Here is a 21200-nt window from a genome sequence, read left to right on the forward strand (position 1 = left end):
TCTACCAGCTAAAAATAGTCCACTGGTTAATTTTTATTAAATCATCCAGGTCACTCTCACTCACCTCTTCCATCTCACCATCGCCATCAGGATCAATATAATAATAGGCTGGCCCAATATCCGGGATTACTTTGATTTTGTATAACTGACCATTCACACGGTATTCATGTATGGTTTTTTCACCGCGTCGAGTGATGGTAATATCCGCTTCCATCGTCTCGCCATCCTGAACAGGTAACGGCATCTCAGGCACTTCTTGAGAGTCGATTATTTCAGGCAGCTCTTCTTCGGCATTTACTGCACTGGAAAAAATGAATAAGCAAAACAAGAGGTAACGAAGCATAAGACGCTATCCTGAAGAAAGGGGAAATAATTCTTAACATTATACCTGTACAAGCCATTATCTGCGGAATTTATCACGCAATAATCTTTTGCCAATAGAACGAGTCAGCACTGTGTTGGTATGATGCATAAGCTATATTTTTAAATAACTGATTTAAAAAACTTTGAGCATCAATTCCTGTGTCCAAAATAGGTGCTGCTCAAGTAAATAAGGTATCGTATCTACACCATCTATACCCCATAGGAAAGCCTCATGAGCACTACAACCCCTCTACATAAAATCCTTATCGCCGGAGGTGGTGCAGCCGGCCTGGAACTTGCAACCAGCCTTGGCAACAAACTAGGCAAGCAGGGAATCGCTGAAATTGTCTTACTCGATGCATCCCAAACACATATCTGGAAACCCCTACTCCATGAAGTAGCGGCAGGTACTCTGGACGCTTCAGAAGAACTAGAATATATGGCTCAGGCGTACCACAATCACTTCCATTTTAGCCTAGGTAAAATGCGGGGGTTAAATAGGGAAAAGCAGGAAATCACTGTTAGCCCGACGCTTAACGATGCAGGGGAAGAGTTAATCCCACAGCGCACTTTTCATTACGACACCCTAGTGATGGCAGTGGGCAGTATCAGCAACACGTTTAATATTGATGGTGTAGAGCAGCACTGTATGTTTCTTGATAAAGTGTCCGAGGCATTTAAATTTCAAAAGCACCTAATTGAAGCATCTCCTCGATTACTCGCCGCCCTGCCCGAAAATTTATCAACTGCGACCCAAAAACAACTGGTCAAGCTAGGAGTAGAGATAAAATTAGGTCGCCGTGTGGTCAAAATTACTGACCACACCATTGAAACCCAGGACGGTGAGATTATTTCTGCAGATTTAAAAATATGGGCTGCCGGAATTAAAGCACCCGACTGGTTTAAAGACCTTGATGGCCTGGAAATAAATCATATTAATCAACTGGTCGTGTCTCAAGCTTTGCAGACTAGCGATGCCAATATTTTTGCACTGGGTGATTGTGCTGCCTGTCCCTGGCCCGGACATGATACAACTGTGCCACCACGTGCCCAGGCTGCACATCAACAAGCATCGACACTGCATAAGACCCTGGTCAACCGCATGCATGACAAACCTGCGATAGACTATGTCTATCGTGATTATGGTTCGCTAGTATCACTAGGCAAGTACACCACGGTTGGAAATATCATGGGGAACCTGATGGGCACGGTAACTATAGGCGGTTTTATTGCACGGGTGGTTTATTTATCTCTGTATACCATGCATCAGGCCGCGCTATTTGGTTATTTTAAAACCAGCCTGTTAACGCTCTCGAGTCTATTTAGAAGCACGCTTTATTCGCGGATTAAATTACATTAAAAGAAATATACGCAAAGAATTCCGTACCCTACTATTGGAAGCGGGGGCCTCAGCCCCGCATATATAAGTCCAGAATCGAAGCCCCCATTTACAGATAGTGAAATTATTCCGTGTGCATTCTTGCATATTATTTTTCATACCTAAAACACATGAATTTTTTTATTGAAAAAATCACCCAGTGGGTCGATAAACTGGTTTCGCTAGTCATGTTACGCCTGGTTTTATACATGCTCAGTAACCTATATGTTACTGCACAACGAATAGCTAGTGGAAATATGTGGATAGCAGAACATGATGCCGAGATGCTGGACTGGGTGGTATTTTTTATCGTGATAGTAAAAGCCTATAAGGTGCTGGTTTCCTATACCAAGCACCAGCATATCAATATTCGCTATATTACAGAACTTGTAATCATTACCTGTTTTCTTGAGTTTATTTTTGAACAGGACTTGGACGAACAAATCCGCATTATTCTTGGTGCTGTTGGCATCGGAACCCTATTTTTATACGTTTACTTTTACCCGTCATTTAAACAGATGGATAAATATTTTTAGTGCAGCCCTATATACTAAGCAGTACTTCAGATTTTACGATGCATAATGTAATTATCCGATTGCGTATTTTGAATTTACATGCTTAAATCAGCGGGCATAGCCTACTCGATTTCAGGGACTACCCTAATCGTTTAGTCGCTATTTTAATATTGCAGTTTCGCCTCACTGCAACTTAACTATATTAACCGAGGTAATAATGTGGAGATAATAATATGAATGGTCTTTCAGCCCTGTCTGTCAGTATTGGCGTTTTAGCAGGACTCGCAACATTTTTGGCGGTCGGCCCTCTAAGTGGTGTGTTCTTTATCTGGGCAGCAACCATTTCCTGGGCAGCTTATTTTGCTTTAGGTGGTACCGATGAAGCCGCAAAAAATACTGCTGTGTGTAGTGTATTTGGTGTCGTTGTTGCAACCTATGCAGCGTATGAAATTGCCACTATTTCACCTGATACTTTACTTGGTTTCCCAATGATGGCGGCAATTATCGTCACTTTCACAGTTATAGCAATGTGCCTGGCTGCAAATATCCCAGCACTTTCTGCAATTCCTGCTAGTGTACTTGGCTATTCAGCAACTTTTGGCTATCTTTTACAAACACCGGATAAACTATCTACTGATGTATTACTTAATCTAGGCTGGGATAACCCTATCTGTGTTATATCTTTCTCACTTATTCTAGGCGTAGGCTTAGGCATCGCTTCCGCAAAGCTAGGCGCAAAATTGACCACACTTGCTGATTAATCTTCTTTACGCTCAAGTAACCCCTTGTTTATCAGTTGCTCTCTCTTTGTTCTAATTGTTTTGGCTGACTCTCTATGTTCCAAAACAGCCTGGGAGCCTGAAAAAACCACAAAACCATTCGTAGTTCTTTTCCCAGTCGCTGTCAAACCTTTTATTTTGCAATATAAAAGCTCTTCATCAGAATCCTTATCCTCCGATAGTTTAGTAAATTCAGAAATACCCAATACAGGCAGTAACTGGAGGCATTTTTGCAGATAAACATCCATTTCGGCGGCATCTGATTCAGGAAGTCTAGCTCCACTAGCCGCAGCATTCATAACAACTGCAGAGCCAACATCTAAAGCCATTTCTATCAACTTACCCTCAAGATAGCGAATATGTGCTTTAGTCAGATTCTCATCTTTTGAAACAAAAACGGTTGCAGCATTCCAGAAATCTTTACTTACATGTCCTTTTACTCGATGTTCAAGTTTTTCCAGCCCATTGCCATCAAACTCTTACCTTCACCCAGCAGAACAATACTTTAATGATGGTGTTGGCTCTAAGCGCCCTAAATCTCTGCCAATCATATGTTTTCCTGATGGCATCAGTTGAAACACATCCTTTATTAATTCACCTAACTCTTTCAGCTTATCACCAGGATCTGGAAACTCTAGCAATGACGTGATGAACTCAAGCAGTACATCCATTTGAGACTTGCGCTGTAAGCTTCCTACGGTATACGCAGGTAGTTTGCTTTCAATGCGGGCTATTTGCTCTGGGTGAAGGAGAAGGCAATGGTCAAACAAAAGACTCAGAATCAGGCCACGGCTTGATCCCTCTTCATCTAATTGTTTGGCCTCACGCCCCCATCCTTCATAAAGCTTCCAGTCCTCAAAGAAAACCTCAATCAGCCATCTCAACGTATAGGCTTGAATAATATCTTGTGTGCGCCAAGTCAGGTCTGTCGCCACTAAATAGCGATAGTCGTTTTCACCCTCATATTTTAAGGCAATGACAAAGCGTTTTTTACTGTGAGAACTCACCTTCAATCGTGCACTGCTGACAGTCACTTTAATCTCTTTGCCGCCACGTACACGTATTATCTGATCAATGCCTTTGTTAATCGAATTAAAGTAGCTCTCGACTGACCTTATTCTACCTCTATATTCAATTTTTTGGTTTTTACGTAATTGGCTAATCACCTGCGAGCCTCCAGATTCTTTAGCGGCTTCGTCCATAAAGGCTTTTTCACCATACAGCGCATCAGCCAGTACGCCTTTAATTTTAATCAGGCTATGCGCAACTTTAAACTCTTTTAATAAGCCTAATGCAATCTCTGTTTTGGTCGGGTAGGCACTGTCACGTTCAGGCTTAATAGGCCGATCTTTTTTTGCTATACCGCTCTTTTTCAACCGTTTATCTTCTTTATCCCACTGCTTTAAGGCTGGATCCGGCATATAAAAGAAAAAACCGACAGGCACTGTAATGGATGAGGTAACTAGCAGCAATAATACTATCGTTTGTCCATTAACATACCCGCCGGAGCCTTTGTGTTTCTGCTTGTAAACTTTATAAATACGTTTTGTAGACTTAGATCGTGCTCGGTCTGATTCATCAAAGGCCAACACACCTTCAGTAATGCCATAACGTTTTAAAATTAAGACCACACTCACCCGTAGCAACCAGTCCCAGGGTATACTTGCTTTACGAAACACCCTGGATAATACGGCTACTTTGCAATCTCCAAGGCTTGCTCGCTCAAACTTAGCCCATCTTCGTCACTATTGATGATGTAGTTGTTATAAATCAATTGGTTGAAATTTTAAAAAGTAGCCAGTTGGCACTACAGATTTTGTGTTTTTGTATAAAACGTTGGATTTTTTAGAGTATTTTTGTCGCATGTAAATTACACTCAAATAATGATGATTTTTTTGACAAAAGTCAATGAATTTATCGACAAAAATAATATAAATGGCACTACAAAACTTTCAAAAAAAACACCATTGATTTTAAAGAGAATTTTTCGACAAAAAATCGCTTAAACCGATGAATCAATGGCTTAGAAAGATGAAAGTGACGAAGATGGGTTAGCCCAGCAAACAGAGTTCATTAGCAGTATGCCCGTTAAACAAGTGCCCAACCAAGCGGCTCCGGGTTTTAGCTGATTGAGCGCATCATTTAAATCGTCAATATAGCTTTGGATAAAGGTGGCTGGGGCATTCATTAACATGGGCTTACACCGATAAAATTACAACAACCTCAGAATACCTGATTTTACCTTCTCAATATCAAAAACTTGAACATCGAGTTTTAGCCTTTTGGATACATCTTCAGCTTCACCTATATAAATTGCCTTATCATCTGTATCTGGATCCACTCCAGTTAAAAAGTAAATACCCGGTCTACCTAGCTCCTCTCTCTTTAATAATTCTGGAATCTCGGTTCGTGGTGCTGCAATAGCCTTGCCTGACCAGTTGGATAACTCTGCCGTTCTTAGTCCATTCGCACTACCATGAACCAGGAATAATTTTATTGTTGTGGCTTGTTTCAATGAGCCCTCCTAAAGTTAATTTCCAAATAATTAATACCTGTCTATCAAGATCATGCACTACTCAGTATTGATCAAATGGGTCGCCAAATCGTCTATTGCCTGTTTTATATTTTTTCTTAGTTCATCCGGCATCGCTATTTCGTATAAGGCTTTATGCATACAAAGCACCCACTGATCCCGTACATGCTGGTCTACTTTAAACGGGAAATGGCGCTGCCTTAAACGTGGATGCCCGTATTGCTGAATAAATAAATCCGGACCACCCAGCCAGCCAAATAAAAATTTATACAGCTTGTCTTTAGCTACAGATAGATCAGGCGCGTGGATAGCCCTGAGTTCTTTTGCCTCAGGCAAGGTATCCATATAAAAGTAAAACCGCTCTACTAGACTTAAAATCGCTTTTTCACCACCCATTAATAGATATGGAGTCTGTTGTTCTGTCATCAGTTTCTAATTTCGTGTAAATTGATTGTTTAATATTAAAAATCTTGTAAGATTACAGATCTTCTTCTTTTATCACAATGGCTATACTACTATGAGACTAAATGTTGCTGCTACACCCGCCAGTGCAAGTACATTGGCAACTAATAAAGTTTTAAGAAACACCTACATGCTACTTTCTTTAACTTTACTTTTCAGCGCCGTCACAGCAGGCCTGGCCATGATGCTTAATATGCCCCCATTAGGCATTGTAGTATCTATGGTGGGCTATTTTGGTTTACTTTTTGCGACCACAAAATTTAGCAATAGTGCTTTAGGCCTGGTATTTATTTTTTCCTTAACCGGCTTTATGGGCCTGACTCTTGGACCTATTATTAATATGTACCTGAATGCATACTCTAATGGCCATGAGCTGGTCATGACTGCATTAGGCGGTACAGGTGTTATTTTTATCGCGCTATCTGGCTATGCGCTAACTACCCGTAAGGATTTCAGCTTTTTAGGCGGATTCTTAATGGTGGGTATTTTAGTTGCATTTCTTGCAGGTATCGGCGCCATGGTATTCTCTATTCCAGCCATGTCTTTAGCTGTTTCCGGTATGTTTATCTTGTTAATGTCCGGCATGATTTTATACCAGGCCAGTGAAATCATTCATGGCGGCGAAACCAACTATATACTTGCAACCATTTCCTTATACGTTTCTATTTACAACTTGTTCCTAAGTTTGTTGCAATTATTAGGTGTATTTGGCGGTAATGACTAAGCTTTAGTTTTTACAACTGCTTTAAAGCCCGGTTCGTCCGGGCTTTTTTATATCTGGCAAAGAGCACTCTAGCTTACGATTCCTGCAGCATTTCCAACGCTAGCTCTGCCATATTCTCAGAGCCTCCACCCTTACCTATTTTTATTTTCACTGTTTGCAAACCTTCACGTACTGTCTGCGCGTATTGCGGGTCTTGTAAAAGCAGTAGTATTTCCTGCGCCAGGTTTTCCGGCGTTGCCTGATACTGGATAAACTCTTTTACCACTGACTTTCCGGCAATAATATTAGGCAAACCTATAAACTCGGTATCAACTAATATTTTTGCTAACAAATAAGTAATGGTCGATAATTTATAAGCCACCAACATCGGGATCTGTAGCAAGGCAATTTCCAGTGCCGCAGTGCCTGAAACCGTCATCACTGCATCACAACATTGCACCGTGTCATGAAACTGGCTTTTAATGGCCTTTACCTGAATGCCCGAATGCTGAAAAGACGCCTGTAATAATTCATCTGTTACCGAATCAGCCTGTGGCAAAACAAACTGCACTCCCGGAATAGTTTTTTGTATCAGTTCAGCAGCCTGCAGCATAACCGGTAGCATACGGTTGATTTCATCGGAGCGACTGCCTGGCAAAATTCCCACCACCGGTTTGTCACGATCAAGACCGTATGCCTTAAAGTCATCCTCTCTACTGTGTTTAGCATGGGCTGTGTCCACCGAGGGATGTCCGACATAACGGACAGGCACATTTTCATTTTCATAGAAAGGCACCTCAAACGGAAATATTACTGCCATCATATCAATAACTTTGCCATATTTAACTACTCGCCCAGGCCGCCAGGCCCAAATTTGCGGACTGACATAAAACAGCACTTTTATACCATTTTTTCTGGCAAAGCCTGCTAATTTAAAGTTAAATTCCTTGTAATCAATACAGATCAGCAAATCAGGTTGCTGCTCTAGCAATAATTCCTGCATAGCTTTTAAGGCTCGCTTGATCTCGGCATAGCGCTTAATCACTTCGATCACTCCGATTACACCAATCCTGGATGAGTCATAACGTATCTCTATCCCGGCTGCAACCATCTTTTTGCCCCCCATACCTATGCCTTGCACTTCCGAACAACGTTTTTTTAATTCAAGAAATAAATTCGCGCCATGCTGGTCACCGGAGGACTCTCCAGACACCAACATAACTTTCTTGGGTAAATGATTCATATAAGGTATGACTCCAGCACTATTTAAATATAAAATATGCTTCAACCTATCCCGAAATCTAAAGGCAATAAGTATGGCAATCTCGCTGCAAGACCAACTTTTAAACGCTGGTCTTATCAAGAAAAATAAAGCAAATCAGGTAAAAAAAGAAAAGTATAAACAATCAAAGCAACAACGCAATAGCAAAACCGAACAAACAGAAGAAGCCGTCCTTCTTGCGCAAAAAACTTTAGCTGAAAAGCAGGCAAAAGACCGCGAGTTAAATCAGCAGAAAAAAGCACAAGCCGATAAAAAAGCCATTATTGCGCAGATCAAGCAACTCATTAAACTCAATATTCAAGCTAAAGATGAGGACGGTGTAGCCTATAATTTCTCGGATAATAATGCGGTCAAGACAATTTATGTCAATACGACCACATTAAAAAACATCAGTAACGGAAAATTGGCCATTGTTAAGTACGACACTAATTATGAACTGGTTCCCGCTCAAGTGGCCGAGAAAATCAAACAGCGCGATGCTAGTTATATTCTGGTACTCAATGACAAAACCGAAGATGAAGTTGCAGCAGATGATCCCTATGCTGATTTCCAGATTCCCGATGATTTAATGTGGTAAACATTAGTTTATTTCTCACTCAAGCGGTAGCCATTAAGCAGTAGTAACAATAAGATGCCCAATAGCAGGCTCGGCATTAAAGCAAAATTACGTTGATAAAAAGTCGTTTTAGGCTGGCTTATGTATGGCACGCTATATAACCCTGCCCACTCTTGATACATAGGCGATTGCTGCAAAATCTCGCCTGATGCAAGCACGACTGTAGAAATTCCGGTATTGGTCACGCGCACTAACGGCCTGCGGGTTTCTACCGCGCGTCCCAGGGTCATATACATATGCTGATACGGCTCTTGCCAGGTACCATACCAGGAATCATTAGTGACATTAACTATAAACTGCGCGCCTAAATCGGCTAATGCCTTAGAAAAATCCGGATAAAGACTCTCATAACAGATTTGCGCTCCTATTTTATAATCCTCTAAGCTAAGTAATTGAGTAGGCCCTTGACCACGACCAAAGTGCCCGACCATAGGCAACCATTCACGAAATATCGGAAATTGCTCTTCCCCAGGAATATACTCACCAAATGCCAGCAAGATAGTTTTACTGTAATACCTTGATTCCACCTGGCCTTTTTTATCTAGCACAAATAAAGAATTAGTAATCAAGCCAGTCTCGGGGTCTTTCGCATAAGCACCTGTCAATAATGCGACTTGCCGCTTGTTAATATATTGTATTAATTGCTGTGCATAGTAAGTCTGCTGATATTCACCGTTTAACAATGATGGAAAAGCAGTCTCTGACCACATGATAAAATCGATATCAACACTCACATGCTCCTGTAAGCCTTTATCCGTGACTTGCTGATATTTATTGATTATTTGCTCATAAAATCCACGCCCAAATTCAGCTGCCATCTTCTCAGCATTACCGATATTCGCCTGCACTAACAGGGTATTAAAGGAAGCATCCGGCTTGGGTAGCCAGGCCTTTGTACTTAAGCCAAACGCGTTCAAGCCAAGGAAAACGATAACAACACGAATCAGAATTACGCGCCCTTTTCTATCCTGCCTTTTCTGCCAGGCGAAATAAAGTGGCACATTGGCTAATATCGTTAGCATGCTGAGACCACTAAAGCCGATATATTCAGCCAAGTGATATACAGGGATTTTAGCTCCATACCAAGAGTAGCCGAAATTCCATTTAAACAGCATGGGCAACGCCCACAATGATAGAGCCGTTAATAAGGCCATAGCCAGAATAGATTGCCAGCCGGTATAGAAATTATGTTTTCGCCCTACAAACCACAACGCCCCGGCTAGCGGTACAAAAAGGTGTGCAAACAAGGCGAATAAAAGCATACCCAAGACAGCAACAAACCAGGGTGCTTGCGCATATTCATGTAATAAATGCGTCACCCAGTTAAATCCGATTATGGTAAAAACAAAAGTGCTTAGAATACCGCCCAGAATGACATTTTTCAGCCGCGTTTGCTGTTCCCAGAACATCCATAATGGAATAAAACCAAAAACTGCAGCCCAGGGCGGAAAAGGGATATAACTGGTGCCGATAAATATGCCTGATAATACAGGTAGTAACCAGCTGTTTGTTAAATTTATTCTCATTGCATATAAATATTAAGAGGCATTTCTAAAGGGGACGTTACCCTTTATTGACAGGTCTCCCCTGCGGCTTGTAGCGAAGAGAGCGTTTTGCTAACAGCTCAAGCCTAGAGATAAAATTGTCATTGCCACAAGGTAACCCTTTCTCCACATTTCTGCGAATAATATCCGCTGTACTTTGTCTTTCCGGCAATGCCAACCACTCAGACCAAGTCTCTTGTGAAACCCCATTCATGACATCAAGTTGAGTAAGTAACTTATCACTCTTTAGCCCACAATGTGCTGCAGCACTTGACCAATAATATTTTTCCGCCTGTTCAACCATTCCTGCCTGTACAGGATTTCGCTCAACATAACGAATCGTAGACCAGGTATAAGCATCATCTAAAGGTGAAGAAAAAAACCGTCCCTGCCACAAATGACCTCTCCAGCCTTTAATCTTATTAACATACTGAGAATAACGCATATGAAGCGGTTTTAAGACTTTTTGTAAGCCATCCTCCGAATGGGGCGTTAAAACAAGATGAACATGATTCGTCATCAGGCAATAAGCCAGCACATCAACATTATGTTTTTGGCTATAAAATAACAACCACTCTAAATAAAGTTGTCGATCCTCATCAGTAAAGAAAACGTCTTCACGCCGATTACCCCGCTGGGTAATATGATGAGGGACATCAGGAAATACAGTTCTAGCTAATCTTGGCATTGTGATGAATTATACGCTAAATGAAAATTAAAGGGTAGCGTCCCCTTTAATACCTTTAATATTAATAAAATAGCTTTATTCCTCAGTCAAATATGGCACCGAATACTAGCATCTTTACTTCTGAAGACCTTCTCCCTCTAACCAGAAAGTACCAACTTGAATAGATTCTGCATTTCCTGTTAAGCGCTGTGTGCTTGCTTTTCTTAAATACTGATATATCTTTTCAGCAGCCTGATGCTGAGCATCTCCCCAACTGAGAACTCGTCCGGCACAAAATTGCTGGCGTAATAACTGGCTTACTTGCGCAGTTTTTGCGTGTATTAGTGTGCTTATGCCTTGCCAGGCAATATCATCCGCACATAAGGTATTTTTCATCTGTCGGGTGTTTGCCAGAAAAGCCAGCACTGCAGGTTTATTTTTATTCGCCCAGGCGCGGTTAAACACGTAACCTATGCTGGGCACACTGACCTGCACCCCTAATCCCTGTAGAATATCTGTGCCGGTCATTAGCACTTTATAGCCTTCGGCTTGCATGCGTGCGGCATAATGCCAATAGGTTAGTAAAGCGTCTATACGATGATGCTGCATTTGCTGGCTTAATAAAGGCGGCGCTCCATAAATTTTTTCGGTACTGGCAAAGACTTCGCCCTGCCCCTGCTTTTGCATTAAGGCCTGTAATAATAGGCTGTTTTTATCCAGCGCTCCACCAGCTATTGCCAGTTTTTTATTTTTTAAATCCTGTAGCTGTTTTATTGCGCTATTTTCGGCAACGACCAGCGCCCCCGTGGAATTTGAATAGGGGTAAAAAGTATAGTCTTTTCCTTGCGTACGCATTAGCGAAACCCAGATCCAGTCTGCAACAATCATATCCACAGCTCCCGATTGCAATGCTATTTTCCCCGCCTGCGGGTTAGCCATTTTTAGCACTTGCAGGCGATAATTTTCAGTCTCCATTATTCCTGCTTGCTGCATGGCCCTTAGTTCCCAGTTAACCGTGCCAAACGCCAATACTCCCAGACGAATCAAGGTTTTCTCGCCCGCTAACACAGACTGACTACTGAGTAATATGCAAATATAAATAATTTTCTTTGTTATGCTCATAATTTAAAAAGATTGTTTAGAAAACTGAAGTTTCCCAATAATTATTTATGGTAAAATTGAAACTATGCTACAACTATATGAAAAAAACAGTCTTTTCATTCGTTTCGAATGCTATTGCCTAAGGGGAATTAAGTAGGGGTTTGCTATAAACATGGCAAAACCACCTAAAATAAACCTCGATACACCAGCATTGTGTATTTCAGCTACTCAATAATTGGGAAACTTCAGTTTAGAAAATTCACTGCAATAAATGATAAAATTAGTATTCTATTATAGCCTTATCTGCACACACTAAAGTAATGCGTCACCCCAAACAAGCAAAACAATTAGTTGACCGTTTCGGCAGAAGCGTGGATTACGTGCGTATTTCAATTACCGACCGCTGTGATTTCCGCTGTGTATACTGCATGTCTGAAGAGATGACTTTTCTGCCGCGCGAGCAAATCCTGAGTCTGGAAGAAATTTATAACCTTGCCATGTGCTTTAGCGAGCTTGGGGTTACAAAAATAAGAATTACCGGCGGAGAGCCACTTATTCGCCGCAATGTACTGGATTTGATGCAAAAAATTGGTAACTTGCCTTTGCTAGAAGAGTTAGTCATGACGACTAACGGCTCAAACCTTGCTGAATATGCCGAGCAATTAAAGCAGGCACAGGTATCGCGGCTAAATATCAGCCTGGATACTCTGGATGCCGTCAAGTTTAAAGAATTAACCCGTAGCGGCGATCTGGATACTGTACTTAAAGGCATACGCACAGCTATAGCTACGGGCTTTAAGCGCATAAAGATTAATGCTGTTATCTTAAAAAACCGCAACCATGATGAAGTCATAGACCTAGTTCAATTTGCACTGGACTCGGGAATCGATATTAGCTTTATCGAAGAAATGCCATTGGGAGTTATTAGTTCACATAATCGCGCCGAGGCTTATTATTCCAGCGATCAGATTCGCGAAGAATTAGCCACCCGGTTTACGCTGGAAAAAATAGCCGAAACCACGGCAGGGCCTTCTGATTATTATCAAATTCAGGGTACTACAACAAAAGTCGGCTTTATCTCCCCACATAGTCATAATTTTTGCAGCACCTGCAACCGTGTACGCCTGACGGCCGAAGGCCGCTTATTGCTTTGCCTGGGCAATGAACATTCAATAGACTTAAAAGCAGAGTTGCGCAGCCACCCCGGTGATACTGAGCATATTAAACAGGTGCTGATTGATGCGATGGATATAAAACCGGAAAAACATGAGTTCAATCTAGACGAGCAACCGATTATCATGCGCCACATGAATAGCACAGGAGGATAAATGAAAGTTTTCATATTAAGCTTACTCAGCATTTTTTTACAGGCATGTAGCACCTCTAGTGATACCCATATCAAACAAGCCGAGTTGCTTTCTATCCTGAATTCGGAACAAAACCATCCCATCATTATCGACGTTCGTTCTAGTGTAGAGTATAACGCTGGTCATATACCCCAGGCTCAGCATATTTCTTTCTGGCAGTCATTCACCACAGATGCCCTAAATAACAAAGATAAACAGGAAGCCATTTTTCTTTATTGCGAACACGGACCGCGTGCAGGAATAGCTAAACTGGCCTACTCTATGGCTGGATTCAAGAACATACGTTATGTACAAGGTCATATGACAGCATGGCGCAGAGCAGGCTTACCGATGGAAACTAAATGAGACGTTTTTTGTTATTGATACTGGCGCTCTGGCAGCAACGCTTTAAACTCTATTTTTTTGCTGCACTAATTGGTGGATTAACCGGAATATTTATCTTCTACCCTATTTATGACTTTATTTTCTTTTATGAAAATGAAGGCACTAGCGAAGATTTACAGGTACAAATAAATACTGCGCTGACTTATGTTTACAGCCAGCTTAAAACATCATTAATGGGTGGCACCCCTGGTAAAACTTTATTTCTTGGTCAGCTAGGCGCAGTATTTGGCCTGGTTATCGCCTTTATTTATGAATTATTGCACTGGCGCTTACAAAGAATTGGCCGCTTAAGTCGTGAATTATCGGTGGACTTACACCCACTGATCCAGCAAGGCGAAGGCCCATTGCTTGAGTTTAAGTCTTCATTTCGCTGGGATTTAGAGCAAGACAGGGTCAATCGCGCCCTGGAAACCGCTGTATTAAAAACTCTGGCTGGATATTTAAATAGCTCGCTGGGTGGTACACTTTTAATCGGTGTGTCAGATAGCGGCAAAATCCTTGGTCTGGATAAAGACTATAAATCCATAAAACGCCAGGACCAGGATGGTTACGAGCAGACTCTTATAACGGCTATTTCTACTCAGTTAGGCGCCGATCTTTGCCAGTATGTCAAAGTGCTATTTCATGTAGTAGACGGCAAGCATGTATGCCGCTTAATAGTATTAGCATCACCGCGCCCGGTATTTTTAAATCAGGGCAATACGCCAAAATTTTACTTACGCACAGGGGGCGGGACGCGCGATTTGAATATTCAGGAAGCGGTTGAGTTTATTGCCCATCGCTGGAGCCGCTAGACCGGTAATTCATTTCTACATGGGCTTACTGTACTTTAACCTTTAAATTACTTTCATCACCCACATATAAAGTGCTCATCCAGCTATCAGAAATAGTTCGTGACTCTTTAAAATAGCGTATAGAAACCACCGTCTTGCCGCCTTTTTGATAGAACAGTGCACTTTCACCACCGCTTGTGGTACGTGTAAACTTGCTATGCCACTTCTTACCCAGGCATTGATTGACTAATTCAGCCCCTTGATTGAAGCTGGCTTTCGCATCTTGTTGATCAGATTCATCCCAGCCGCAATAATAATTTGTCAGGCCTGAACTCCATTGCCAGACCTGGCAGTTCTTTGCCATGGGAAACACTCGTTCTGCATTCCAGATTTGCATATTATGCATATTTCTTATAGTGCCAGTATTTTTTAGGCTCCCTCTAAACTGCTTAAAATTTTCGGCATGATCAGCTATCAGCTCATGTAATTTTACACACGCTTCGGCATCAGTCATTTCTGGCTCAGCCGGGGCAAAGATTGAACATGCACTAGAACTTAACAAGAATAAACTGCTAAATAAAACTTTTAAGCCGGCCTTTGTTTTTTGTTGCATCATTAAATTTCCTGTAAAAATAATATTTATATCCTAATATATACTCGCACGGCTACGGTTGCAGTTTTCTAACGGCCGATTGCCGATAGCTGCGTTGCTGAAACAGTTACGTAGCTTGCTATGCACCTGTTTCAGCTCCTTACTTTCGACCATAATCAACTCGATATAAAATCCGTCACCGCGCGAAGTATAACTTAGAACCCCCAAAGTATTGAAAAGTTATAGTTAAATTCATTAGGAATTGTTTCAGAGGTATCATATTCGTTACGTATGCCAAATTTCAATGCCAGGCCTTCAAACCAGCCTAAGGAATGTATCCAGGAGATGTTTGTCAGGTTTCTAAATTGACCGCTATCCGTGAAGCTAGGATAAAAGTAGTTAGAAATACTAAAGTGCTGCTTAGCGGTTATATGCCAGGTGACATCAGCACCTAATAACCCCTCAAAACCGACAACATTGTCTTCGACTGTCTTACCATTAGAATCAATAATTGGGTTACCATCGGAATCAAATTGAGTTTTGCAAAACTCGGTAATAATTGTAGCACCCATCCTTCCAGAAAGTTCCCATGTAGGCGCTTTAACAAACTGATAACCAGGCCCTCCACCAAACTGGATTCGATGATTCCAGTCTTTAAATTGATTCCAGTCATAAACGCCTCTGGCAAATGCAAACCACTTACTATCTGCAAAAAACCAGTCTTTAACCAGGGTCGCATTGACCTGATTTTCACCCGTTACTTTATCTTCCGAATCACGGAAATAAAAAGACTTATAATCCCAACGTCCTTCTTTGTCTTCATAACGGGTATTAAATGCTGTTCGGAACGTACTATTAACCGATGAGCCTGAAGACCCACTCAAACCTACAGAAAGACTACTATCCCAACCTTTAAACCAACCCGTCCCGAGTAAACCATCATCAACCTTTTCGCCTTTAGCGAGTTTGAGATTATCTTCGGCAACTTCAACTTCTTGCTTCGCCACTTCAACTTTTTCTTCAGCAATATCGACATTGTCTTTGGCTATTTCAAGTTTTTCCTTAGTGACGACTACCCCTGGCTCTTCATTCAGTTTTTCTTCTGTTGCTGCAACCTTAGCATTCAGCTCAGTCTCTTTAACTTCTCCCTCGGCAACATTAACTTCTGCTTGAGCACCTTTAGGTTCAGTCTCAGCAACCAAGAGACTTTCTAAATTAATTGCGGGGTCATCGTCGGCCTTTATAACGGTTCTAACCACCCTCAGTTCTTCTTCAGAAACCTTAACCTCTGCTTGACTAGCGACAAATTTTTCGCCTGCCAAGGCCAGCTCTTCCCCTGTTGCAATTATTTCTTGCTGTTCAACGGCATCTTCCTGAGCTTCAGTAACTTCAACTGTAAGTTCATTTACCTTCACTTCCGCTTTGGCAACTTTAAGCTTATTTTTTGCCACCACGAGTTCTGCTTCAGCCACTACCGTCTTCTTAAGCATCTTAAGATTATCTTCAGCAGTCGTAACTCCCTCTTGATCAGTGGCAAGTTTATCTGCAGCGAGAACCAGCTTTTCTTCGGTTATTTCTTTATCTTTTTCTTCTGCATTATCAACAGCTTTTTTAGCGCTAACGAGGTCTGCCTCAGCATTTCTCACACCGTCTTTGGCGACTGTCACTGCTATTTTAGCTGCTTTTAATATTTTAAGATCATTCAGTTCCGTTTCTGAAAATCTAATAACGCGCTCAAGATTTAGCTCTTGTAAATTACGGATTTTAGCTTTGTCAATCGTTTGCTCACCCAATATAGCGTGAGAAAAGGTAATCGTCTTATCCTTCTGACACTTCAATTCAACGTCTAGGGTATCGCCATTAGCGAATTGAATGGGCTGTGCATATACAGATAAGCAAGCTAATAGCGTGCTTAGCAAGAGAAAGAGTTGCTTATAGTTCATTAGAGGTTAAAATTTGTTATGCTAAAACTAGTACCCAAAAAAGGGAGGGGTTATTTTTTAACTGAAGTTTCCCAATTATTGAGTAGCTGAAATATGCAATGCTGGTGTATCGAGGTTTATTTTAGGTGGTTTTGCCATGCTTATCATCAGTGTTCCCCTATCAATTGAGGCCGTGAAACTAACCTCGCCACAAGAGAGCTCATAAAGCACTGTAAAGACATTCCTGTTATTATTGCGTTTTGAACTGCCCGAATGGTATACGAGCTGATACGAGATATTCTTGCCTGGAAAAATAATGGATTCACAAAACGATCTCGTTTTTGAGCCTGTTGCTGCCTTATCTCCAGAGCCTCGCTATATTTTTTATCCGATGGATGAATCAATTCTGGCTGTTGTGTTTTTGAAATCTCTTCAAACACGCGCATTAAATTATAGCTCATTGCAGTCAGGCGCATTTGATTTTCAAGTGAGCGGGTATTGGAAGACCAAGCTTTAGTTTCCTTGAAATTACTTTTAGTGTTATTGAATGTCTTTTCAATCGTCCATCGCTTGAAATACAGCATGGCAATGGTTCCAGGGTTAATAGTCATTGGCAAGGTTGTCACAAACCGGTGAAGTTTTCCGGTTTCTGGATCACGGTAATCCACCACGTTAAATTTGATGCCCTTGTTTTCGTACACACTGTATGCTTCAACCCCTGTATTGATCTCATGGCGGGAGTCAAAATGGATAGACTCAACCAGAGTCGCAATTGAATTTTCTTTTAGCATTGAAATCATGTAATTAGCATGTCGTTTCTGCCGATCCCACCAGACAAAGTCGGTGACGGCTTTATCGTAGACATAGAGATGTTTCTGAGAGCTGTTATTTCCCTTGTTTTGCTTTTCAATATGATCTCGTAACACAGGTATTTCTTGATGCCTCTGAGTTCCGTTTGTCACCAGACAAAGAAATCTGAGCAACCCACTCTGAGATTCAACGCGTAAATCCCCCCGGCCGCATAAACTTTCCCCTTGCTGTTTTTTTCAGTATGGCAGGCATGATCAATAAAATGTCCATCCGCTGCTTCTATGGTGTATTCGTCAAGTTCCGGTAATGCTTTAAGATAATCAATGTCTTGCGATAGCAGTGTTTCAGAGTGAAGATGGTAGCTCTGCTGTTCAAATGCCTCAAGCATACTTGTTCGTCTATGCGACTTCAGTGATTTAAAATACGTTGAGTGGGGAAGCAGCTGGCCATAAATCTGTTCATTGGTTTGGAGGAAATGGCGACCACTATCGACTACACTGATACAGCGTAATAACCCAAGGCGAATAAAGTCGATATCCTTCAACTCTGGGCATGAACGAGACCACAAAGGATGACGCTCTGCTAACAGGGCACGTTCCATACTTTCATTGCAGTGTTGGTGAATATGTTCAGAGAGTGGTAGGTCTTTAAGCATGGGTGATATCCGTTTATGAGGTGATTAAAACGGAAAATTTTTTCGGCAATTGCAAGCTTTATCGGGGAGTCGCTATTTTTGCGAAAGCTTGTTTTGGGCATCCCAGCCCAAGCAAGCAGCAAAAACTTAACGCGACCACTTATGCCTCCGGCGGCCCCGATTCGTCCTCGTCACCTCGTCCCGACCCAACAAGGGGTCGGAACATAGGCTCCAAATGACTTGACGCCGTGTCGAATGGCCTTTTATTTTGTCTCCACCTTCGCTAACGCTCAGACTCCGACAAAACAACGGCCCTACGGCTATCGCGGACTAAAAATCATCACTTCGCTTAGGCTACGTTTCCCTGATTTTCAGCGTTTGAAATTATTTGTTGTTCTTTTACGGTGCCTACAGAGTGTCTATTTGCTGTTATAAGTGATTAAAATCAAAAAGATGGAAATATTCGAGTGGTGCTACCTTCAGGTAGGTTATAGGCTGCTTTGTTTAGGTACTTCTTCTTTCAATGGGAACACTGATGATGTTTATAGCAAACCCCTACTTAATTCCCCTTAGGCAATAGCATTTGAAACGAATGAAAAGACTGTTTTTTTCATATAGTTGTAGCATAGCTTCAATTTTACCATAAATAATTATTGGGAAACTTCAGTTTTTTAATCAGTAATTCGACTAATAGCTGCTCATAAATTTCTGATAAGGGCTGCAAATCTGCAACAAGAATGTTTTCATTAATTTTATGGATACTTTCATTCAAATGACCCAGCTCAATTACCTCTGCACCTGTTGGAGCAATAAAGCGCCCATCTGATGTCCCCCCACCAGTATCATCCAGCGTATCAAGGCCGGTCACTTGTTTAATTGCTGCATGAGCCGCGTCAATTAACGCCCCGCCTGAGGTTAAAAATGGATTGCCTGACAAGCGCCAGCTAATTTCATAGTCAAAGTCAAAGCGGTCAAATATCTCTAGCACACGCTGCTTGATGGTCGCTTCATCCAGTTCAGTACAAAAGCGTAAATTAAACAATAACTCCAGCTCACCGGGAATAATATTTTCTGCCCCGGTGCCGCCATTGATATTGGATACCTGTAAGCTGGTCGGCGGGAAAAACTGATTACCATTATCCCAAACTTCTTCGGTTAATGCCTGTAAGGCAGGGGCAAAACCATGAATAGGGTTATTCGCTATTTCCGGGTAAGCAACATGCCCCTGAATACCTTTAACGACTAATTTCGCGCAAAGGGATCCACGTCTACCCACACGAATCACATCGGCAACTTGCTTGTCACTCGATGGTTCGCCAACCAGGCACCAGTCAATCTTTTCATTGCGCTGCTCTAACACCTCAACGACCTTGACCACGCCATTAGTTGCAGGGCCTTCTTCATCGCTGGTAATCATTAACGCTATAGCGCCCTGATGATCCGGGTACTTTACAATAAAGCGCTCAACCGCAGTGACAAAACAGGCGATGCCGCCTTTCATATCTGCAGCGCCACGACCATATAAGCGATTATCTCGGATAGTAGGAATAAACGGTGGCGAATCCCACTGCTCTAGTGGCCCAGTAGGAACAACATCGGTATGCCCGAGAAAGACAAAAAGCGGTTTATTATTACCGCGTTTAAGCCATAGATTTTTAGTGTCCTCAAAGTCCAGTTGCTCTGCTTTAAAGCCAATGTTCTCCAGGCGCTGAGTTAATAATTCCTGGCAACCCGCATCTTCAGGCGTTACCGACTCACGGCTGATAAGTTCTTTAAGTAAGGTTAAGGTATCACTCATAATAAAGTCTGGTATTTTTCGCTATTAAAGCCAATCAGTAATTGCTCACCATTATCCAGCACCGGGCGCTTGATTAAGGTAAGATTTTTTAACATCAAACTAGCGGCTTTTTCCGCATTCAAGTCAGTTCTTTGCTGATCAGTTAATTTCCGCCAGCTAGTACTGCGCCTATTTAACAGCATTTCCCACCCCGCCTTTTCAATAAAAACAGCAAGTTGCTCAGGGCTTAGCCCAGCAACTCTATAATCATGAAATTGATAGCTTATCTCATGATTATCCAACCACAAGCGCGCCTTCTTTACGCTATCGCAATTTTTTATACCGTACAAAATAGTCATTATTAATCATCGTTAATTAGTGAAAACCTGGTTGCGGCCCTGACTTTTAGCCTCATACAATGCCTTATCCGCTCTTTTTAGCAAAATATCAGCATTTTTATCTTGATTATAAGCAGCCACTCCAAAGCCACAGCTTAGGTGAGAAAATACATCGAACTGATATTGATCAACAATCTTACGTAATTTTTCAGCTAGCAAGCGCCCACCTTCGATCGTCTGCCCAGGGCAAATAATTAAAAATTCCTCTCCGCCCCACCGGCCCAGGGTATCCACAGCGCAAATGTTATTGTTCAATAACTGCGCCAGGGTTTTTATTGCATAATCACCGGTCAGGTGCCCGTACTCATCATTGATATGTTTAAAATGATCAATTTGGGGAGTCGCTATTTTTGCGAAAGCTTGTTTTGGGCATCCCAGCCCAAGCAAGCAGCAAAAACTTAACGCGACCACTTATGCCTCCGGCGGCCCCGATTCGTCCTCGTCACCTCGTCCCGACCCAACAAGGGGTCGGAACATAGGCTCCAAATGACTTGACGCCGTATCGGATGGCCTTTTATTTTGTCTCCACCTTCGCTAACGCTCAGACTCCGACAAAATAACGGCCCTACGGCTATCGCGGACTAAAAATCATCACTTCGC

The 21200-nt window shown here is 41.9% G+C and carries 28 protein-coding genes; 11 read left to right on the forward strand and 17 right to left on the reverse strand.

From position 1 onward, the window contains the following. Position 1 precedes the first annotated feature (1 nt). On the reverse strand, positions 2 to 343 hold the full coding sequence (locus K6984_RS08940) for a DUF2782 domain-containing protein (protein WP_221895214.1): 342 nt from the start codon (positions 341 to 343) through the stop codon (positions 2 to 4). Between the two features lie 252 nt (positions 344 to 595). On the opposite strand from K6984_RS08940, the gene K6984_RS08945 reads away from it, so the two are divergent. From K6984_RS08945 to K6984_RS08955, 3 genes are all read left to right on the forward strand, one after another. Beyond that, on the forward strand, positions 596 to 1723 hold the full coding sequence (locus K6984_RS08945) for an NAD(P)/FAD-dependent oxidoreductase (protein ID WP_221895215.1): 1128 nt from the start codon (positions 596 to 598) through the stop codon (positions 1721 to 1723). A gap of 227 nt (positions 1724 to 1950) precedes the next feature. Then, complete coding sequence (locus K6984_RS08950; protein WP_221895216.1) at positions 1951 to 2277, forward strand: hypothetical protein; 327 nt, start codon at positions 1951 to 1953, stop codon at positions 2275 to 2277. Positions 2278 to 2489: 212 nt separating this feature from the next. Further along, positions 2490 to 3017, forward strand: coding sequence for a DUF1097 domain-containing protein (locus K6984_RS08955; protein ID WP_221895217.1), 528 nt, complete (start codon positions 2490 to 2492; stop codon positions 3015 to 3017). Here K6984_RS08955 and K6984_RS08960 read toward each other — a convergent pair. From K6984_RS08960 to K6984_RS08980, 5 genes are all read right to left on the reverse strand, one after another. After that, a complete protein-coding gene (locus K6984_RS08960) occupies positions 3014 to 3364 on the reverse strand; it encodes a hypothetical protein (RefSeq protein WP_221895218.1) in 351 nt (116 codons plus the stop codon). The two genes, K6984_RS08955 and K6984_RS08960, sit on opposite strands and share 4 nt — an antisense overlap. Positions 3365 to 3520: 156 nt before the next feature. After that, positions 3521 to 4714, reverse strand: coding sequence for a transposase (locus tag K6984_RS08965; RefSeq protein ID WP_221895219.1), 1194 nt, complete (start codon positions 4712 to 4714; stop codon positions 3521 to 3523). A gap of 344 nt (positions 4715 to 5058) precedes the next feature. After that, positions 5059 to 5229 (reverse strand): hypothetical protein, encoded by a 171-nt coding sequence (locus K6984_RS08970; protein ID WP_221893762.1) that lies wholly within the window; start codon positions 5227 to 5229, stop codon positions 5059 to 5061. A gap of 18 nt (positions 5230 to 5247) precedes the next feature. Then, positions 5248 to 5550, reverse strand: coding sequence for a GIY-YIG nuclease family protein (locus K6984_RS08975; protein WP_221895220.1), 303 nt, complete (start codon positions 5548 to 5550; stop codon positions 5248 to 5250). A gap of 57 nt (positions 5551 to 5607) precedes the next feature. Then, complete coding sequence (locus K6984_RS08980) at positions 5608 to 5994, reverse strand: group II truncated hemoglobin (protein WP_221895221.1); 387 nt, start codon at positions 5992 to 5994, stop codon at positions 5608 to 5610. Between the two features lie 91 nt (positions 5995 to 6085). Between K6984_RS08980 and K6984_RS08985 the strand changes: the two genes are divergently transcribed. Then, positions 6086 to 6754 carry a Bax inhibitor-1/YccA family protein gene (locus K6984_RS08985; RefSeq protein ID WP_221895222.1) on the forward strand — a complete coding sequence of 223 codons (669 nt, stop codon included), beginning with the start codon at positions 6086 to 6088 and terminating at the stop codon, positions 6752 to 6754. A gap of 73 nt (positions 6755 to 6827) precedes the next feature. Here the strand turns inward: K6984_RS08985 and lpxB are convergent, their stop codons facing one another. After that, the gene (lpxB, locus tag K6984_RS08990; RefSeq protein WP_263458701.1) at positions 6828 to 7976 is read right to left on the reverse strand and encodes a lipid-A-disaccharide synthase; all 1149 of its coding nucleotides are present in this window, start codon (positions 7974 to 7976) and stop codon (positions 6828 to 6830) included. 73 nt (positions 7977 to 8049) lie between these two features. Here lpxB and K6984_RS08995 point away from each other — a divergent pair, with 73 nt between their 5' ends. Continuing rightward, complete coding sequence (locus K6984_RS08995) at positions 8050 to 8592, forward strand: DUF2058 domain-containing protein (protein WP_221895223.1); 543 nt, start codon at positions 8050 to 8052, stop codon at positions 8590 to 8592. 8 nt (positions 8593 to 8600) lie between these two features. On the opposite strand, the gene lnt is transcribed toward K6984_RS08995, so the two are convergent. The 3 genes from lnt to K6984_RS09010 all read right to left on the reverse strand — a co-directional run bounded on the left by lnt (position 8601) and on the right by K6984_RS09010 (position 11964). Continuing rightward, the gene (gene lnt, locus K6984_RS09000; protein WP_221895224.1) at positions 8601 to 10157 is read right to left on the reverse strand and encodes an apolipoprotein N-acyltransferase; all 1557 of its coding nucleotides are present in this window, start codon (positions 10155 to 10157) and stop codon (positions 8601 to 8603) included. A 37-nt stretch (positions 10158 to 10194) separates the two neighbouring features. Further along, positions 10195 to 10863 carry a transposase gene (locus tag K6984_RS09005; protein ID WP_221895225.1) on the reverse strand — a complete coding sequence of 223 codons (669 nt, stop codon included), beginning with the start codon at positions 10861 to 10863 and terminating at the stop codon, positions 10195 to 10197. Between the two features lie 114 nt (positions 10864 to 10977). Next, complete coding sequence (locus K6984_RS09010) at positions 10978 to 11964, reverse strand: ABC transporter substrate-binding protein (RefSeq protein ID WP_221895226.1); 987 nt, start codon at positions 11962 to 11964, stop codon at positions 10978 to 10980. Between the two features lie 299 nt (positions 11965 to 12263). On the opposite strand from K6984_RS09010, the gene moaA reads away from it, so the two are divergent. From moaA to K6984_RS09025, 3 genes are read left to right on the forward strand one after another with little or no spacing between them, the layout of a single operon-like run. Continuing rightward, positions 12264 to 13271 (forward strand): GTP 3',8-cyclase MoaA, encoded by a 1008-nt coding sequence (gene moaA, locus K6984_RS09015; RefSeq protein ID WP_221895227.1) that lies wholly within the window; start codon positions 12264 to 12266, stop codon positions 13269 to 13271. Further along, positions 13272 to 13655: a rhodanese-like domain-containing protein gene (locus K6984_RS09020; RefSeq protein WP_221895228.1), complete on the forward strand. Its 384-nt coding sequence runs from the start codon at positions 13272 to 13274 to the stop codon at positions 13653 to 13655. 8 nt (positions 13656 to 13663) lie between these two features. After that, complete coding sequence (locus K6984_RS09025) at positions 13664 to 14488, forward strand: AlbA family DNA-binding domain-containing protein (RefSeq protein ID WP_338024476.1); 825 nt, start codon at positions 13664 to 13666, stop codon at positions 14486 to 14488. Between the two features lie 25 nt (positions 14489 to 14513). Here K6984_RS09025 and K6984_RS09030 read toward each other — a convergent pair whose 3' ends face one another. From K6984_RS09030 to K6984_RS09045, 4 genes are all read right to left on the reverse strand, one after another. After that, complete coding sequence (locus K6984_RS09030) at positions 14514 to 14981, reverse strand: hypothetical protein (protein ID WP_221895230.1); 468 nt, start codon at positions 14979 to 14981, stop codon at positions 14514 to 14516. A gap of 293 nt (positions 14982 to 15274) precedes the next feature. Next, positions 15275 to 17002 (reverse strand): DUF481 domain-containing protein, encoded by a 1728-nt coding sequence (locus tag K6984_RS09035; RefSeq protein WP_221895231.1) that lies wholly within the window; start codon positions 17000 to 17002, stop codon positions 15275 to 15277. Positions 17003 to 17148: 146 nt separating this feature from the next. Beyond that, the gene (locus K6984_RS09040) at positions 17149 to 17964 is read right to left on the reverse strand and encodes a transposase (protein ID WP_221895232.1); all 816 of its coding nucleotides are present in this window, start codon (positions 17962 to 17964) and stop codon (positions 17149 to 17151) included. Continuing rightward, positions 17940 to 18446: a hypothetical protein gene (locus tag K6984_RS09045; RefSeq protein ID WP_221895233.1), complete on the reverse strand. Its 507-nt coding sequence runs from the start codon at positions 18444 to 18446 to the stop codon at positions 17940 to 17942. Before K6984_RS09045 ends, K6984_RS09040 begins: the two co-directional genes overlap by 25 nt. A 78-nt stretch (positions 18447 to 18524) precedes the next feature. On the opposite strand from K6984_RS09045, the gene K6984_RS32970 reads away from it, so the two are divergent. After that, positions 18525 to 18653 (forward strand): hypothetical protein, encoded by a 129-nt coding sequence (locus tag K6984_RS32970; protein WP_263458596.1) that lies wholly within the window; start codon positions 18525 to 18527, stop codon positions 18651 to 18653. Between the two features lie 27 nt (positions 18654 to 18680). Continuing rightward, positions 18681 to 18860 (forward strand): hypothetical protein, encoded by a 180-nt coding sequence (locus K6984_RS09050; protein ID WP_221895234.1) that lies wholly within the window; start codon positions 18681 to 18683, stop codon positions 18858 to 18860. A gap of 202 nt (positions 18861 to 19062) precedes the next feature. Here the strand turns inward: K6984_RS09050 and dapE are convergent, their stop codons facing one another. From dapE to K6984_RS09065, 3 genes are read right to left on the reverse strand one after another with little or no spacing between them, the layout of a single operon-like run. Further along, positions 19063 to 20223, reverse strand: a complete 1161-nt coding sequence (dapE, locus tag K6984_RS09055; protein WP_221895235.1) for a succinyl-diaminopimelate desuccinylase — start codon at positions 20221 to 20223, stop codon at positions 19063 to 19065. Beyond that, positions 20220 to 20561 (reverse strand): ArsC family reductase, encoded by a 342-nt coding sequence (locus K6984_RS09060; RefSeq protein WP_221895236.1) that lies wholly within the window; start codon positions 20559 to 20561, stop codon positions 20220 to 20222. The genes dapE and K6984_RS09060 overlap by 4 nt, the downstream gene beginning before the upstream one ends. A 12-nt stretch (positions 20562 to 20573) precedes the next feature. Continuing rightward, entirely contained in the window at positions 20574 to 20987 is a 414-nt protein-coding gene (locus K6984_RS09065) for a GGDEF domain-containing protein (protein WP_221895237.1), read from the reverse strand. On the opposite strand from K6984_RS09065, the gene K6984_RS32975 reads away from it, so the two are divergent. After that, entirely contained in the window at positions 20951 to 21079 is a 129-nt protein-coding gene (locus K6984_RS32975) for a hypothetical protein (protein WP_263458596.1), read from the forward strand. The two genes, K6984_RS09065 and K6984_RS32975, sit on opposite strands and share 37 nt — an antisense overlap. Positions 21080 to 21200: the final 121 nt, after the last annotated feature.

This window comes from Bathymodiolus japonicus methanotrophic gill symbiont, assembly GCF_019721995.1.
In the GTDB taxonomy this organism is placed as follows: Bacteria; Pseudomonadota; Gammaproteobacteria; order Methylococcales; family Methylomonadaceae; genus Methyloprofundus.

Coding starts and splice junctions, on each gene's coding strand:
- lpxB (WP_263458701.1), bottom strand. CDS start 7,976: ATGAATCATTTACCCAAGAAAGTTATGTTGGTGTCTGGAGAGTCCTCC.
- K6984_RS08955 (WP_221895217.1), top strand. CDS start 2,490: ATGAATGGTCTTTCAGCCCTGTCTGTCAGTATTGGCGTTTTAGCAGGA.
- lnt (WP_221895224.1), bottom strand. CDS start 10,157: ATGAGAATAAATTTAACAAACAGCTGGTTACTACCTGTATTATCAGGC.
- K6984_RS09050 (WP_221895234.1), top strand. CDS start 18,681: ATGGCCTTTTATTTTGTCTCCACCTTCGCTAACGCTCAGACTCCGACA.
- K6984_RS08970 (WP_221893762.1), bottom strand. CDS start 5,229: ATGTTAATGAATGCCCCAGCCACCTTTATCCAAAGCTATATTGACGAT.
- K6984_RS08945 (WP_221895215.1), top strand. CDS start 596: ATGAGCACTACAACCCCTCTACATAAAATCCTTATCGCCGGAGGTGGT.
- K6984_RS08940 (WP_221895214.1), bottom strand. CDS start 343: ATGCTTCGTTACCTCTTGTTTTGCTTATTCATTTTTTCCAGTGCAGTA.
- K6984_RS09045 (WP_221895233.1), bottom strand. CDS start 18,446: ATGCTTAAAGACCTACCACTCTCTGAACATATTCACCAACACTGCAAT.
- K6984_RS08950 (WP_221895216.1), top strand. CDS start 1,951: ATGCTCAGTAACCTATATGTTACTGCACAACGAATAGCTAGTGGAAAT.
- K6984_RS08985 (WP_221895222.1), top strand. CDS start 6,086: ATGAGACTAAATGTTGCTGCTACACCCGCCAGTGCAAGTACATTGGCA.
- K6984_RS08995 (WP_221895223.1), top strand. CDS start 8,050: ATGGCAATCTCGCTGCAAGACCAACTTTTAAACGCTGGTCTTATCAAG.
- K6984_RS09030 (WP_221895230.1), bottom strand. CDS start 14,981: ATGACTGATGCCGAAGCGTGTGTAAAATTACATGAGCTGATAGCTGAT.
- K6984_RS09020 (WP_221895228.1), top strand. CDS start 13,272: ATGAAAGTTTTCATATTAAGCTTACTCAGCATTTTTTTACAGGCATGT.
- dapE (WP_221895235.1), bottom strand. CDS start 20,223: ATGAGTGATACCTTAACCTTACTTAAAGAACTTATCAGCCGTGAGTCG.
- K6984_RS09010 (WP_221895226.1), bottom strand. CDS start 11,964: ATGAGCATAACAAAGAAAATTATTTATATTTGCATATTACTCAGTAGT.
- moaA (WP_221895227.1), top strand. CDS start 12,264: ATGCGTCACCCCAAACAAGCAAAACAATTAGTTGACCGTTTCGGCAGA.
- K6984_RS09035 (WP_221895231.1), bottom strand. CDS start 17,002: ATGAACTATAAGCAACTCTTTCTCTTGCTAAGCACGCTATTAGCTTGC.
- K6984_RS09060 (WP_221895236.1), bottom strand. CDS start 20,561: ATGACTATTTTGTACGGTATAAAAAATTGCGATAGCGTAAAGAAGGCG.
- K6984_RS09005 (WP_221895225.1), bottom strand. CDS start 10,863: ATGCCAAGATTAGCTAGAACTGTATTTCCTGATGTCCCTCATCATATT.
- K6984_RS08960 (WP_221895218.1), bottom strand. CDS start 3,364: ATGGCTTTAGATGTTGGCTCTGCAGTTGTTATGAATGCTGCGGCTAGT.
- K6984_RS08980 (WP_221895221.1), bottom strand. CDS start 5,994: ATGACAGAACAACAGACTCCATATCTATTAATGGGTGGTGAAAAAGCG.